General features: G+C 65.6%; 14 protein-coding genes. 6 read left to right on the plus strand and 8 right to left on the minus strand.

Annotated elements, in window-relative coordinates:
* Positions 1 to 83 precede the first annotated feature (83 nt).
* Positions 84 to 2,291 carry a TonB-dependent receptor domain-containing protein gene (locus NAV27_RS06240; RefSeq protein ID WP_102827607.1) on the minus strand — a complete coding sequence of 736 codons (2,208 nt, stop codon included), beginning with the start codon at positions 2,289 to 2,291 and terminating at the stop codon, positions 84 to 86.
* A 181-nt stretch (positions 2,292 to 2,472) separates the two neighbouring features.
* On the minus strand, positions 2,473 to 3,177 hold the full coding sequence (locus NAV27_RS06245) for an SIMPL domain-containing protein (protein ID WP_102827606.1): 705 nt from the start codon (positions 3,175 to 3,177) through the stop codon (positions 2,473 to 2,475).
* A 154-nt stretch (positions 3,178 to 3,331) separates the two neighbouring features.
* On the opposite strand from NAV27_RS06245, the gene NAV27_RS06250 reads away from it, so the two are divergent.
* From NAV27_RS06250 to NAV27_RS06275, 6 genes are all read left to right on the plus strand, one after another.
* Complete coding sequence (locus NAV27_RS06250) at positions 3,332 to 4,585, plus strand: ATP-binding protein (protein ID WP_008567338.1); 1,254 nt, start codon at positions 3,332 to 3,334, stop codon at positions 4,583 to 4,585.
* Positions 4,586 to 4,618: 33 nt separating this feature from the next.
* Entirely contained in the window at positions 4,619 to 5,179 is a 561-nt protein-coding gene (locus tag NAV27_RS06255) for a response regulator transcription factor (protein WP_003287379.1), read from the plus strand.
* A gap of 94 nt (positions 5,180 to 5,273) precedes the next feature.
* Positions 5,274 to 6,215 carry an AEC family transporter gene (locus NAV27_RS06260; protein WP_102827605.1) on the plus strand — a complete coding sequence of 314 codons (942 nt, stop codon included), beginning with the start codon at positions 5,274 to 5,276 and terminating at the stop codon, positions 6,213 to 6,215.
* Positions 6,216 to 6,355: 140 nt separating this feature from the next.
* Positions 6,356 to 7,330 carry a M23 family metallopeptidase gene (locus NAV27_RS06265; RefSeq protein ID WP_102827604.1) on the plus strand — a complete coding sequence of 325 codons (975 nt, stop codon included), beginning with the start codon at positions 6,356 to 6,358 and terminating at the stop codon, positions 7,328 to 7,330.
* Complete coding sequence (locus NAV27_RS06270) at positions 7,311 to 7,667, plus strand: hypothetical protein (RefSeq protein WP_102827603.1); 357 nt, start codon at positions 7,311 to 7,313, stop codon at positions 7,665 to 7,667. Before NAV27_RS06265 ends, NAV27_RS06270 begins: the two co-directional genes overlap by 20 nt.
* Before the next feature lie 14 nt (positions 7,668 to 7,681).
* Positions 7,682 to 8,107, plus strand: a complete 426-nt coding sequence (locus tag NAV27_RS06275) for a bactofilin family protein (RefSeq protein ID WP_102827744.1) — start codon at positions 7,682 to 7,684, stop codon at positions 8,105 to 8,107.
* Positions 8,108 to 8,146: 39 nt separating this feature from the next.
* On the opposite strand, the gene NAV27_RS06280 is transcribed toward NAV27_RS06275, so the two are convergent.
* The 6 genes from NAV27_RS06280 to gatC all read right to left on the minus strand — a co-directional run bounded on the left by NAV27_RS06280 (position 8,147) and on the right by gatC (position 14,144).
* Positions 8,147 to 9,229 carry a calcium/sodium antiporter gene (locus NAV27_RS06280; RefSeq protein ID WP_102827602.1) on the minus strand — a complete coding sequence of 361 codons (1,083 nt, stop codon included), beginning with the start codon at positions 9,227 to 9,229 and terminating at the stop codon, positions 8,147 to 8,149.
* Between the two features lie 28 nt (positions 9,230 to 9,257).
* A complete protein-coding gene (locus tag NAV27_RS06285) occupies positions 9,258 to 10,331 on the minus strand; it encodes a calcium/sodium antiporter (RefSeq protein ID WP_102827601.1) in 1,074 nt (357 codons plus the stop codon).
* A gap of 73 nt (positions 10,332 to 10,404) precedes the next feature.
* Entirely contained in the window at positions 10,405 to 10,803 is a 399-nt protein-coding gene (locus NAV27_RS06290; RefSeq protein ID WP_043295780.1) for a septal ring lytic transglycosylase RlpA family protein, read from the minus strand.
* Positions 10,804 to 10,945: 142 nt separating this feature from the next.
* Complete coding sequence (gene gatB / locus NAV27_RS06295; RefSeq protein WP_102827600.1) at positions 10,946 to 12,394, minus strand: Asp-tRNA(Asn)/Glu-tRNA(Gln) amidotransferase subunit GatB; 1,449 nt, start codon at positions 12,392 to 12,394, stop codon at positions 10,946 to 10,948.
* 11 nt (positions 12,395 to 12,405) lie between these two features.
* Positions 12,406 to 13,857 carry an Asp-tRNA(Asn)/Glu-tRNA(Gln) amidotransferase subunit GatA gene (gene gatA, locus NAV27_RS06300; protein WP_102827599.1) on the minus strand — a complete coding sequence of 484 codons (1,452 nt, stop codon included), beginning with the start codon at positions 13,855 to 13,857 and terminating at the stop codon, positions 12,406 to 12,408.
* On the minus strand, positions 13,857 to 14,144 hold the full coding sequence (gatC, locus tag NAV27_RS06305) for an Asp-tRNA(Asn)/Glu-tRNA(Gln) amidotransferase subunit GatC (RefSeq protein WP_054093566.1): 288 nt from the start codon (positions 14,142 to 14,144) through the stop codon (positions 13,857 to 13,859). The genes gatA and gatC overlap by 1 nt, the downstream gene beginning before the upstream one ends.
* Positions 14,145 to 14,406: the final 262 nt, after the last annotated feature.

Raw genomic sequence — 14,406 nt, forward strand, 5'->3', positions numbered from 1 at the left:
TTGCGGCCGCGCCACGTGATTCGTTCGATGTGGAAAACGACAGAGCCGGGCAAAGCCCGGCTCTGTCGTTATGATGGTCGGCGTCAGAACGCCAGGTTGGCGGACAGCCAGAGCCGCCGCCCCTCGGGGATGTAGCCGGAGGTCGAGCGGGTGCTGTGGCTGTACTCGCTGACGTAGTCCAGGCCGTTGCTGCCGATGTAGGCGTCGCTGCGCAGGAAGTCCTTGTCGAGCAGGTTGTAGATGGCAGCCTGCAGGGTCAGGTTCTGGCTGGCGCGATAGCTGGCGCCGAGGTGGAACAGGCTGTACGCGCCCAGTTCGTTGCCGACCTGATCGTGGACGGCCGCATCGTCACCGGTGAGCGTCGAGCGGGCATCGAGGAAGCGCAGGGTTTCGCTGCGGTATTCGTACGCCAGCCAGGTCTTCAGGCGGTCGGTGGCCTGCCAGTTCAGACGCGCGTTGAGCATGTGGTCGGGCGTGTTGGTCAGCGGCCGGCCTTTGTTGTCGCCACTCTTCTGCTCGCTCTCGGTGTAGGTGTAGTTGGCATTGATCCACCAGGCGTCGGCCAGCGGAATGCGGGTCGCCAGTTCGATGCCCTGGGTCTTCGCCTCGCCGACGTTGACCTGCTGGCTGTAGACGCTCTGGCCAGTGCCGACCAGCCACTGGCAGCCGCCGGCGCCGGGCGTGGTGGCACAGTCGACGTCCGGGCCGGACATGATCTTGTCCTTGAAATCGGTATAGAACAGCGTGCCGTTGGCGTTGAAGCCGGCGAGGTTGTCGTAGTACAGGCCGAATTCGTAGCTGGTGGATTGCTCCGGGTCGAGGTCGGGGTTGCCCAGGGTCAGGGTGCGACCCTGGCGTGTCACGCCGTTGATGCCGTCATGCAGGTCGTTGATCGCCGGTGCGCGGTAGCCCTTGCTCACGCCGCCCTTCATCGTCCAGTTGTCGTTGGTGTTCCACACCAGATAGGTGCGCGGAGTGATCTGCCCGCCGAACTCCTCGTGGTCGTCGTAGCGCGCGCCGACGGTGAGAGCGAGGTCGTCGCGGATGCGCCACTCGTTCTCGGCGAACAGCGCCCAGGTGGTCTGCTCGAAGGTGTCCAGCGCGATGCCGTCGTCCAACTCGGCCTCCCACCACTGGCCACCGAGCGTCAGCAGGTTGGCCTCGCCGAGCGGCATCACCAGCTTGCTGTCGAACACCAGGTTGGTGGCCTTCAGTTCGCGATCAGACCCGGCGATCACCCCGGGCAGTACGGCATTGGTGGGGTTGCCGAGCGTGCCGGGATTGGTACGGCCGATGGTTTCCGTGGTGTTGCGCATCAGACTCGAATCCAGCGTGCCGAAGGCGAAACGCCCGGTGTGCGCCAGCGTCGCCGATTCGCGCTCGAAACGCAGTTCGTCGCGGTAGCCCCAGGCGCTGGTGGACGCCGTGGTGCAGTCGTCCTGATCGAGCCCGTCCAGGCTGCCGAGCTGGCAGTTGTCGTTGCCGTAGGTCTGGATCGAGCGATCCAGGTCCAGGGAAATGTCGTGATCCTGGTTGGGGGTGAAGGCCAGCCGGCCGCCGGCGCTCCAGTTCTCGGCTTCCACCGGCGACGGGCCGCGGGTACTCAGTGGCAGGTGTGAATCGGAGAATTCCAGGCTGGCGCTATCGCGGTCGTAGAAACTGCCGCGCAGCGCCAGGCCCAGCTTGTCGTCGATCAGCGGGCCGCTGCTGTAGAAGTTGATCTTCGAGCTATCGCCGTAGTCGCTGTGCTCCTGCACGGTATGCTCGACGCCAACCGACGAGGCCCATTCCTTGCCGACCTTGCGGGTGATGATGTTGACCACCCCGCCGAGCGCATCGGAGCCGTACAGAGTGGACATCGGACCGCGGATGACCTCGATCCGCTCGATCGCCGAGGGCGGCGGCATGAAGCTGGTGGAGGTTTCACCGAAGCCGTTGGGCGCAACGTCGCCGGGAGCATTCTGGCGGCGGCCGTCGATGAGGATCAGTGTGTATTCGCTGGGCATGCCGCGGATGCTGATGTTCAGTCCGCCGGTCTTGCCGGTGTTGCCATGCACGTCCACGCCTTCAACGTCCTGCAGTGCTTCGGCGATGCTGCTGAAGCGCTTTTCCTGCAGTTCTTCCCGAGTGATCACGCTGATGCTCGCTGGCGCCTCGGTGATCTTCTGCTCGAAGCCGGTGGCGCTGACAACCATGCTGTCCAGCGTGACCGGAGAAGACTGGGCCATGACACCAAGGCTGCTGCCGAGCAGGGCGGCGGCGAGGGCGGTACGGGCAAAGGGAACGGACATGCGAACTCCTATCGATGCGCAGTGCAATTTTGCGGCGCATGATAATTACTCGCAGTTGATATGTTGCATCATTCGCGCCTGAGAAGTGCTCTCTTAAGCGCTCTTGCACGCTACAAGCCGCGTGACACGCGGGCTTGCAGCGTTGTAAGAAATTGTTGCGATGGTTCGCTGGTATCTGCCGTCAGGGCAGCTGCACTTCAATCGTGCCGTCGGCCGTGACGTTGATCTCACGGGTGCCGGCTTCGATCTCCGGTGTGGGCATGGCGTCCCGGCTGAACTTCATCGACGCGCTGCGCATCTCCGGCTGGTAACCACCGCCACTGCCGAGGTTCAGGTTGACCAGACGATAGCCCGAGCCGCCCAGCGCTTCGGTAGCCAGCTGGGCGCGGGCGCGAAAGGCCGCCACGGCATCCTTGAGCAGTGCATCCTCGTTCTGCTTGCGGATCGGATCGGACACGCTGAAACGCATGTCGCCCATCTTCAGGCTCTTCATCAGCTCGCCGGTCAGCTGCGACAGCGCCGCGAAATCGCCGCTCTCCAGGCGTAGCTCGGCTCGCTCGCGCCAGCCGACGATCCGCTGGCCCTTGTCGTCATAGACCGGGTAGCTGCTGCGGCTGCCCTGACTGACGATCACGCCCTTGGCCTGGCGGGCCTGCCGCAGCGCCTGATTCAGCGAGTGGGTAGTCTGCGCGGCAAGCTGGGCTGGATCCTCATGCTGTGCTTCGCTGTAGAGGGTGACGTGCATGCGGTCGTGCGCCACTTCGCTGCTGACTTCGGCGCGCAGCGAGACCTGGTTGTAGCGTGGCTCCGTGGCGCCGGCCGGCAGGCTGGCGCAGCCGGCGAGAACGGCCAGCAGAACGGTGGTGCGAGAGATGGGGTAGTACATGAAGGCTCCTGGGCTTGAACGCCGGCGATCGCGACGGCAAGTGGAAACTGTAACCGTGACCAACGTTCCGTGCAGCGAATCTCTGCGTCGCGTTGCCGCATGGAGATTGTCCGACGGGTGGCTTGGTTATACTCGGCGCATCTTTGGAGACTCCATGTACGCATCCGTTCAGCTGCTTTCGGCCAGCCGTCAGAACCTTCGGCTTCTGATTCTGATACGTGTCCTCGTGCTGGCCGCGCAGGCCGGTGCGGTGGGGCTCGCCTACGCGACCCAGGCGTTGACTCTGCCTTGGGTAGCGCTGGGCATCACGCTCGCGATCTCCGGCCTGCTGTGTCTTGGCGCGGCGCTGCGCCTGCGAGGCCCCTGGCCGGTGACCGAGCTGGAATATGCCGTGCATCTGGGCTTCGATCTGCTGATCCACAGCGCCCTGCTGTATTACTCGGGGGGCTCGACCAATCCCTTCGTCTCCTACTATCTGGTACCGCTGACCATCGCGGCCGCGACGCTGCCGTGGCTGTATACCCTGGTGCTGGCCGGGCTCGCGCTGGCGGGTTACACGCTGATGCTGGTGTGGTACGACCCGATCACCCTGCCATCGGTTGAACGCGCGACGCTGCTGGTCTATGGCATGTGGCTGAGCTTCGCGCTGGCTGCCGCGCTGATCACCTTCTTCGTTGCGCGCATGGGCGAACAGTTGCGCAGACAGGCGCAATTGCAGGCGCAGCGTCGCGAGGAAAGCCTGCGCGATCAGCAGCTGCTGGCCGTCGCCACCCAGGCCGCCGGCGCCGCGCACGAGCTCGGCACGCCGCTGGCGACCATGAGCGTGCTGCTCAAGGAGCTGCGCCAAGAGTACAAGGAGCCGCAGCTGAACGAGGATCTGGGCCTGCTGCAGTCGCAGGTGCAGCTGTGCAAGGAGAGCCTGCGTCAGCTGGTGCGCGCCGCCGAAGCCGACCGGCGTCAGGCGATCGTCGAGCAGACGGCGCGCGAATGGGTCGACGCGGTGCTGCAGCGCTGGCATCTGATGCGTCCGGAGGCGACCTATCGCTTCCAGTGTGTCGGCCGTGGCAGCGCGCCGCGCCTGATGCCGCCGGCCGACCTCAGCCAGTCGTTGCTCAACCTGCTGAACAATGCCACCGATGCCAGTCCCGAGGACCTGGACATCCGCCTGGACTGGGATGCGCAATGGATCAAACTGACCATCCGCGATCACGGCGCGGGGGTTCCGCTGGCCATAGCCGAGCAGATCGGCCGCCCCTTCATCACCACCAAGGGCAAAGGTTTCGGCCTCGGCCTGTTCCTCAGCCAGGCTAGCGTGACGCGCGCCGGCGGAACGGTGAAGCTCTACAATCACGAAGAAGGTGGCACACTTACCGAACTGCGCCTGCCGCATGGTTCGGTGCGCGCCTGACCTGATCGTGACCCCATTGCGAGGAATGCATACATGACCGACGAGTTGCAGCACGAGGGCGAAGAACAACCCCACCTGCTTCTGGTAGATGACGATCCGACGTTTACTCGCGTGATGGCCCGGGCCATGAGCCGTCGCGGCCTGCGGGTGAGCATCGCCGGCTCGGCCGACGAGGGGCTGGCGCTGGCCCGCCAGGACATCCCGGATTACGCCGTGCTCGACCTGAAGATGGAAGGCGATTCGGGGCTGGTGCTGCTGCCCAAACTGCTCGAACTCGACGCCGAGATGCGCGTGCTGATTCTCACGGGTTACTCGAGCATCGCCACCGCGGTAGAGGCGATCAAGCGCGGTGCCTGCAACTACCTGTGCAAGCCGGCCGATGCCGACGACGTGCTGGCCGCACTGCTGTCGCAGCATGCCGATCTCGACAGTCTGGTGCCGGAAAACCCGATGTCGGTCGACCGCCTGCAGTGGGAACACATCCAGCGCGTGCTCAACGAGCATGACGGCAATATCTCGGCGACGGCGCGCGCCCTCGGCATGCATCGCCGTACTCTGCAGCGCAAGCTGCAGAAGCGTCCGGTCCGGCGTTAAAACCGGCCGCGACGCGGCAGCACTGCTGTCGAAGCTCCAGTTCCCGACGCGGAAGCGTTTACCATAGGCGGCCTCTTCACCAACGAGTCCGCCCATGTTCCCTGTCGTCGTCCAGACCCTGAGCGTCACCGCCCCGGTATTCGCCATGCTATTTCTTGGCGTGGTGCTCCGGCGCGTCGGCTGGATCGATGCGGCGTTCGTCAACACGGCCTCGGCGTTGGTGTTCAAGGGCACCATGCCAACGCTGATGTTCATCTCGATCCTCAAGGCCGACCTGAACACCGCCCTGCAGCCGGCCTTGCTCGGCTACTTTGTGCTGGCGACCATCGCCACGTTCGCCGTGGCCTGGGGCTGGGCCATCTGGCGCTGTCCGCGGGTGGAGCGCGGAGTCTATGTGCAGGGCGCGTTTCGCGGTAACAACGGCATCGTCGGCTTGGCACTGGCAGCCAGCCTGTACGGCGACTACGGCCTGTCCGCCGGCAGTGTGCTGGCGGGCGTGGTGATCCTGCTCTACAACAGCCTGTCGGCGTTGATCCTGGCGCTCTACAGCGCAGGTGCACGTCCCGATGCGCGCGCGATTCTCCTCAGCATCGCGCGCAACCCGCTGATCATCGGGGTCGTTTCGGCCATTCCGTTCGCCTACTGGCAGGTCGGATTGCCGGGCTGGCTGATGACGTCCGGTCAGTACTTCGCGCAGATGACGCTTCCATTGGCGTTGATCTGCATTGGCGCGACGCTGTCGCTGGCGGCGTTGCGTGACAGTAGCGGGATCGCCCTGAGTTCGAGCCTGATGAAAATGGTCTGGCTGCCGCTTATGGCTACGCTCGGCGCCTGGGCCTGCGGGTTTCGGGGCGCCGAACTGGGCATCCTGTTCCTCTATTTCGCCAGCCCGACGGCGGCGGCGAGCTTCGTGATGGCACGCGCGGTCGATGCCAACCATCAGCTGGCGGCCACCATCATCGTCATCACCACCCTGATGGCCGCTTTGAGCATCAATGCCGGCCTGTTCCTGCTTGGCGGGCTGGGCTGGATCTAGCGCGACCGCGAGTGACGCTGTGATCGTGATCGGCTTTTCGGCCATCGGCCGGCGGCGATCGCGCTAATCGCCCAACAGCGCGCAGAAAATTATCTTCCGCTGCCGTCCAATCGCCCTCGGTTTTTCTGGGGGACGCCACGATGTCGTTTTTTACGCCTTCGAACCGCTCGCTGACGCGTGAGACCAATCGGGTGGTCAATCCGCGGCGACTGCTGGCGCCGTGCCTGGCGCTGTCTCTGCCTTTGAGCCTGCTGATCTTTGGTGGCGGCGTCTGGGTCGGGAAGGGTCTTGGAATAGCGCGCGCGGCGATCAGCGTCGAGGAGTCGACGCCGCCCAGCGAGGGGCATTTCGTCATCGCACGGGTTGGCGAAATGGTCGGGCGGATGAAGTCACTGGAGTCCGATGTGCTCGCCCTGCAGCGGATGCTGAGCGAGCAGCGGGTGCTCGAGCGCGAGCTGTCCGCGCTGGATCCGGCGCTGCTGCCGGTGCTTGCGCCGGCACCGCTGGCGGGCGCTCAGGGCGGCCTGTTGCTGCCGCCGCGCGGTTGTGCGCAGGGCCAGACGCCCGCAGTCGAGCGCGAGCCCCTGCTCGATTTGCAGCAAAGCGAAACCTCGGCACGCTGTCTGCGTAGCGTGGTGGATGCGTTGATGCGGGGCGTGGCCGAGCGTAACGCGGCGCTGATGACGATCCCCTCGCATCGTCCGGTGGGACCGGCGCGGCTGGGTTCGGCCTATGGCAATCGGATCGATCCATTCCGGCAGCAGCTGGCCTTCCACTCCGGCGTGGATTTCGCGCTGAGCGCAGGCTCCGATGTGTTCGCCGCAGCGGGCGGTCGGGTGCGCTTTGCCGGTCATCGGGGCGCCTACGGCAAACTGGTGGAAATCGACCACGGCAATCGGCTGGTGACACGCTATGCGCACCTGTCACGCTTGCACGTGCGCGCCGGCGACATCGTCACACCGCAGCAGCGCGTCGGCGCGGTCGGCTCGACCGGGCGCTCCACCGGTCCGCACCTGCATTTCGAGGTGTTGCACCAGGGGCGCTTCGTCGATCCGCAGCGCTTCCTCGCCCTCGGTGATCTGCAGCGCGTCGACGATGATCTGGCGGCGGACTAGCGCGCATTCCAGCCGCGAGCTGCTGCGCGCCGAGCATCGGCCGCGGGTGATCCGGCCTCGGCGCCTGCCCTGGTTGCCGCTGCTCCTGCTGGCGGCGATTGCCGGGCTGCTGTGGTTGCGCCACGCCGACGGCAGCGCGCACGCGCAGCGCGTCGAGCAGCTCACCACGGCGAACCAGGCGCTGCAGGCGACGCTTGCGCAGGGCCGCTTGCAGCGTCAGGAAATCCAGGCCACCAACGCGCAGTTGCTGCGCCGCAATGCCCAGCTGTCCGCGCAAATCGAGCAATTGCAAACCGAGCTGGCGTTCTTCCGTCAGCAGAAGAAAAAAGCCCATTGATCTTGGAGTACCTGATGTTCAGCAAGAAGAAGCCGGCGCCGCGCGTGGTGATCGACCAGTTTTCCAGCCTGATTTGCGGCAACCTCTCGCTGGCGGGCGACCTGGAGTTCGAGGACGGCCTCAAGATCAGTGGGACAGTGCGCGGCAATGTCCTGCACAAACCGGGCACCCATAGCCTGCTGGCGCTGAGCGCGGAAGGACGGATCGACGGCAACGTCAGCAGCTTCGACGCGCTGATCGACGGCACGGTGGTCGGCGACGTGGTGGTCGAGCATCTGCTAGAGCTGCATTCCAATGCGCGGGTGCGCGGCAACATCCGTTATCGCCAGTTGAGCATGGAGAACGGCGCCGTGGTCGAAGGAGCACTCCAGCTTCTGAGCGACGAGGAGGAGACCGCGCAGATCTTCGAGCTGCCGCGGCTGCAGGGGCGCGAGGGCTGAACTGCACATGCCCGGCCGCAGCGGCCGGGCGGCAGAGGCTCAGCGCTGCAGCTTCCAGGCGCGAGCGCCGATCACCAGTAGCGTGATAAGGGTCAGCGGCAGAACGAACCAAAGCATGGCCTGACTGAACATGGCCAGCCCCGGTGCGTCGGTGCTGTGCATGATCAGCCAAGTGGTGTAGATCACGTAATAGGCGAAGAAAAGCGCACCTTCCCAGCGGCGAATGCAGTAGCCGGCGAAGAAGATCGGCAGGCACGCGGCCGCCACGGCGATCATCACCGGGAAGTCGAAGGCGATGGCGTTGCTCGAGACGCTGATGGCCGTCGGCGAAACCAGCGAGGCGAGGCCGAGCACCGCCAGCAGGTTGAAAATGTTGCTGCCGACCACGTTGCCCACGGCGATATCGCGTTCTCCCTTGATGGCGGCGATGACCGAAGTCGCGACCTCCGGCAGCGAGGTGCCGGCGGCAATGATGGTCAGACCGATCACCAGCTCCGACAGCCCCAGCGCCTTGGCCAGCGTGACCGCCGCGTCCACCAGCAGGCCGGAGCCCTGCACCAGCAGCACCAGGCCGATGGCGATGAACAGCAGATGGCGCAGGCTGGCGAAGCGTCCGGCCGGCTCATGCAGGCCGTATTCGTCTTCGAATTCCTGATTCTCGTTGTTGCGCGACTTCAGGCTGCTGACGATCAGGAAGCCGGTGTAACTCAGAACCGCGCCGAATAGCAGCACGCCATCCAGACGCCCGTACTGCTCGTCCATCGCCAGAAACCAGGCCAGCAGGCTGGCGCCGATCATGATCGGCACGTCGAAACGGATCAGCTGACGCGACACCAGCATCGGCGTGATCAGCGCCGAGAGGCCGAGGATGAACAGTACGTTGAAGATGTTGCTGCCGATTACGTTACCCACCGCGATATCGCCCTGGTCGGCCACGGCCGATTGCACGCTGACCGCCATCTCCGGCGCGCTGGTGCCGAAGGCCACCACCGTCAGGCCGATGATCAGCGGCGAAATGCCGAACTGCGCGGCCAGCCGCGCCGCGCCGCGCACCAGCAATTCGGCGCCGGCGACCAGCAGCACCAGGCCGGCGAACAGGTAGACGAAGGTCATCAGGGTCACGGAACACACTCCATAGGTGGGAAGATGGTTAGCGCTGCCGCCGCCAGGCGCGCCCGGCGATCAACACCAGCGTAATGGCAGTCAGGGGGAAGGCAAACCAGAGCATGGCGTCGCGCAGGCGATCGAGGTCGCCAAGACCGGTGGTGAACATCACCAGATACAGGCCGTAGGCCAGGTAGTAGGCCAGGAACAGCAGGCCTTCCCAGCGATTGATGCGATAGCCGGAGAAGAAGATCGGCAGGCAGGCGACGAATACCGCGAGCATCACGGGAAAATCGAACGCCAGCGCATTAGGCGAGATCGACAGGCCGCCGCCGGCCAGCGCGGCACTGGCGCCCAGCACCAGCAGCAGATTGAAGATGCAGCTGCCCACCACATTGCCGACCGCGATGTCGCGCTCACCCTTGAGCGCCGCCAGCAGCGAGGCCGCCAGTTCCGGCAGCGAGGTGCCGACTGCCACGACGGTCAGACCGATCACCAGCTCGGAAAGCCCGAACGCGCGCGCCAGCTCCACCGCGCCGATGATCAGCAGATGAGCGCCGGCCACTAGCAGGCCGATGCCAGCGATCACCCGCAGTAGTTGCGTGGGCCAGGCCCCAGGCTGCGCATTAAATTCCGCGGCGAACTCATCGGGGCCGGCGCTGGGGCGCTGACGGCGAGCGGCGCGAATGAGCAGTGCGGTATAGACAGCGAGACAGGCGAGCAGCAAAGCGCCTTCGCCGCGGCCGATGCGCCCGTCCCAGGCCAGCGCATAGACCAGCAGGCCGGCGCCGAGCATCAGCGGCACGTCCAGGCGGATCAGCTGGCGCGATACCCGCAGCGGCGCAATCAGTGCGCAGAGTCCGAGGATCAGCAGGATGTTGGCGATGTTGCTGCCGATCACGTTGCCGACCGCAATGTCGCCGCTGCCGGCGAGTGCCGCCTCGAGGCTGACCGCAGTCTCCGGTGCGCTGGTTCCGAAGGCGACTACGGTCAGGCCGATTACCAGCGGCGGGATGCCGAGGCGCGCCGCCAGCTGTGTCGCGCCACGAACCAGACTGCCGGCTCCGAAGGTAAGCAGAATCAGGCCGGCAAGCAGATAGGCGAGGGTGAGCAGTGTCATGGGTGTGGCGTGCAAGAGGCCGACGGCGGCGTGCTGGCGCCGCGACGATAGCGCCCGGAGTCGTGTGGCGCGTTCATTCGACCGTTTCGATCCGCACGGCCACCACGCCCCGCTCGATCATGCCGATCTGCTGTGCGGCGGCGCGCGAGAGATCGATGATGCGGCCACGGCGAAACGGGCCGCGGTCGTTGATGCGTACGGTGACCTTGCGGCCGTTGGCCAGGTTGGTCACCTGCACGCGCGTGCCGAACGGCAGCGAGCGATGGGCGGCGACCAGCGCGTTCTGGTCGTGACGCTCGCCGCTGGCGGTTCGCTGACCGTGGTGCATACGTGCGTAGTAGGACGCCTTGCCCTGCTGACTGAAACCGCGTTCCACCGGCGCGTGCGGCGCTGTCGGCGCGGGCTGCCGTTCGGCGCAGCCGGTGACGAACGCGAGCAGCAGTAGCGGAGCAAGCAGGCGTACGAGGTGCATGAACGATCCGTTCCTTGAAGAATTCTGCCGGCGAGTCAGTCGCAGCCGGACGCTGGCGCGGCGCGCGCATCGACCGCGAGCGCCCGGCCCGACCGGGCGACGCTCGGCGCGCAGGCGGCCGGGAGAGCCAGCCGCGCGCTGCTTAGCCTTCGAGTTTCTTCTTCAGCAGTTGGTTCACCTGGCCGGGGTTGGCCTTGCCCTTGGACGCCTTCATCGCCTGGCCGACGAAGAAGCCGAACATCTTGCCGCGCTTGGCTTCATCGCTGGCGCGGTACTGCTCGACCTGTTCCGCATTGGCCGCCAGCACTTCGTCGAGCATCGCCTCGATGGCGCCGCTGTCGGTAACCTGCTTGAGGCCCTTCTTCTCGATGACTTCGTCGGCATTCTCGCCTTCGCCGGCCGCGAGGGCTTCGAAGACCATTTTGGCGATCTTGCCGGAGATGGTGTCGTCCTTGATGCGCAGGATCAGACCGCCAAGCTGCGCGGCGGACACCGGCGACTGTTCGATCTCCAGGCCGTCCTTGTTGAGCAGGCTGGACAGCTCGCCCATCACCCAGTTGGCCGCCAGTTTGGCGTCACCGCAGACCTGTTGCACGGCCTCGAAGTAGTCGGCCAGTTCGCGACTGGCGGAGAGCACCGAGGCGTCATAGGTGGACAGGCCGAACTGGCTCTCGAAACGCGCGCGCTTCTCGCCCGGCAGTTCCGGCAGTTCGCCGCGCACCTGCTCGATGAAGCTCTCTTCCAGCACCACCGGCAGCAGATCGGGGCAGGGGAAGTAGCGGTAGTCGTTGGCTTCTTCCTTGCTGCGCATCGAACGGGTTTCGTCCTTATTCGGGTCGTACAGGCGAGTTTCCTGCACCACCTTGCCGCCGTCCTCGATCAGCTCGATCTGCCGCTGCACCTCGTGGTTGATGGCCTTCTCGATGAAGCGGAACGAGTTGACGTTCTTGATCTCGGCGCGGGTGCCGAACTCGACCTGGCCTTTCGGCCGCACCGACACGTTGCAGTCGCAGCGCAGCGAGCCTTCGGCCATGTTGCCGTCGCAGATGCCCAGGTAACGCACCAGCGCGTGGATGGCCTTGACGTAGGCCACGGCCTCTTTGGCCGAGCGGATATCCGGCTCGGAGACGATTTCCAGCAGCGGTGTGCCGGCACGGTTCAGGTCGATGCCGCTCATGCCGTGGAAGTCTTCGTGCAGGCTCTTGCCGGCGTCCTCTTCCAGGTGCGCGCGGGTGATGCCGACGCGCTTGACCGTGCCGTCTTCCAAGGTGATGTCCAGGTGGCCCTTGCCAACCACCGGATGATCCATCTGGCTGGTCTGGTAGCCCTTGGGCAGGTCGGGGTAGAAGTAGTTCTTGCGCGCGAACACGTTGGTGCGGCCCAGTTCTGCGTCGATCGCCAGGCCGAACTTCACCGCCATGCGCACGGCTTCTTCATTCAATACCGGCAGGGTGCCGGGCATGCCCAGGTCGACCAGGCTCGCCTGGGTGTTCGGCTCGGCGCCGAAGGTCGTAGCGCTGCCGGAGAAGATCTTCGACTGGGTGCTGAGCTGGGCGTGGATTTCCAGCCCGATCACGGTTTCCCATTGCATGTGTATCGTCCTCAGAATCCGGCCGGGGTGCGGGTGTGCCAGTCGGTGACCTGCTGGTACTGGTGCGCCACGTTGAGCAGGCGCGCTTCCTGGAAGTACGGCGCCAACAGCTGCACGCCCACCGGCAGGCCGTCGATGAAGCCGGCCGGCATGGACAGGCCGGGGATGCCGGCGAGGTTGGCGGTGATGGTGTAGATATCTTCCAGGTAAGCCGAGACCGGATCGGCGTTCTTCTCACCGAGCTTCCAGGCCAGGTTCGGCGTGGTCGGGCCGAGAATCACGTCGACCTCGCCGAAGGCGCTGACGAAGTCGTTCTTGATCAGCCGGCGGATGCGCTGTGCCTTGAGGTAATAGGCGTCGTAGTAGCCGGCCGACAGCGCGTAGGTGCCGACCATGATGCGGCGTTTGACCTCGGCGCCGAAGCCTTCGCCGCGCGAGCGCTTGTACAGGTCTTCGAGGTTGACCGGGTTCTCGCAGCGATAGCCGAAGCGCACGCCGTCGAAACGCGACAGGTTGGAGCTGGCCTCGGCGGGCGCGATGACGTAATAGGCCGGAATCGCGTGCTGCAGGTTCGGTAGGCTGATGTCCTTGACCGTGGCGCCGAGCTTCTTCAGCTCTTCGACCACCGCCAGCACGGCATCGGCGATGCGGCTGTCGAGGCCTGCGCCGAAGTATTCCTTCGGCAGACCGATACGCAGGCCAGTCAGCGGCTGGCTCAGCGTCGCCAGGTAGTCGTCCACCGGCGCGTCGACGCAGGTCGAATCCTTCGGGTCGAAGCCGGCGATGGCGCCGAGCATCAGTGCGCAGTCTTCGGCGGTACGCGCCAACGGGCCGCCCTGATCGAGGCTGGATGCATAGGCGATCATGCCCCAACGCGAGACGCGACCGTAGGTCGGCTTGATGCCGGTGAGGTTGGTCAGCGCCGCCGGCTGGCGGATCGAGCCGCCGGTGTCGGTGCCGGTCGCGGCCGGAACCAAACCAGCGGCCACCGCAGCGGCCGAACCGCCGGAAGAACCGCCGGGCACGCGGGAAGTGTCCCAAGGGTTCTTCACCGCGCCGAAATGGCTGGATTCGTTGGCCGAGCCCATGGCGAACTCGTCCATGTTCAGCTTGCCGAGGCTGACCGCGCCGGCTGCGGCCAGCTTCGCGACCACGGTGGCGTCGTAGGGCGCCTGGAAGTTGTGCAGGATCTTCGACCCGCAGGTGGTCAGCACGCCCTCGGTGCAGAACAGGTCCTTGTGCGCTATCGGTGCGCCGAGCAGGGCGCCGTTTTCGCCGGTGGCGCGGCGTGCGTCGGCAGCCTGCGCCTGGCTGCGCGCCCGCTCGGCGGTGACGGTGATGAAGCTGTTGAGCTGCGGGTCGAGCTGGGCGATGCGCGCCAGCAGGGCGTCGCTCAGTTCGACGGCAGAGAAGTCCTTGGCGGCCAGGCCGCGGGCAATTTGTGCCAGAGTCAGTCGATGCATCACTCGATCACCTTGGGAACCAGATAGAGACCGTTTTCCACGGCCGGGGCGATGGCCTGGTACTCGTCGCGGTGGTTGGTTTCGGTCACCTGATCGGCGCGCAGGCGCTGGGTGGCTTCCAGCGGATGGGCCAGCGGCTCGACGCCGGTGGTGTCGACGGCCTGCATGCGGTCGATCAGGCCGAGGATGTTGTTGAGGGTCTCGGTGGTGCGCGGCAGATCGCCTTCATCCAGACCCAGGCGGGCCAGGTGAGCGATCTTTTCCACTTCGCAGCGTTCAAGCGCCATCGCAGGTCTCCAGCGGAAAACGAATCGGGTTGCCATCCGTCGGCCGGCCGACGGAACGCTGGCGGCATGAGCCGCGGCAAGAGGGGGCTTCGAGCCCGGAAAAGCGGTTGATCTTACATGCACAGGGCGCTTCCCGGTAGCGCGTCTGCAGCGCCTGGCGTGGCGACGATGGCCTGATGATTGCGCGCAATGGCGCACGTCTGGCGGCTATGGGGCGGATTCGCGCCTTGCCCTAACTTGGCACCATTGTTAGAGTTTGCGG

The organism is Stutzerimonas degradans (assembly GCF_024448505.1).
Classification (GTDB): domain Bacteria; phylum Pseudomonadota; class Gammaproteobacteria; order Pseudomonadales; family Pseudomonadaceae; genus Stutzerimonas; species Stutzerimonas degradans.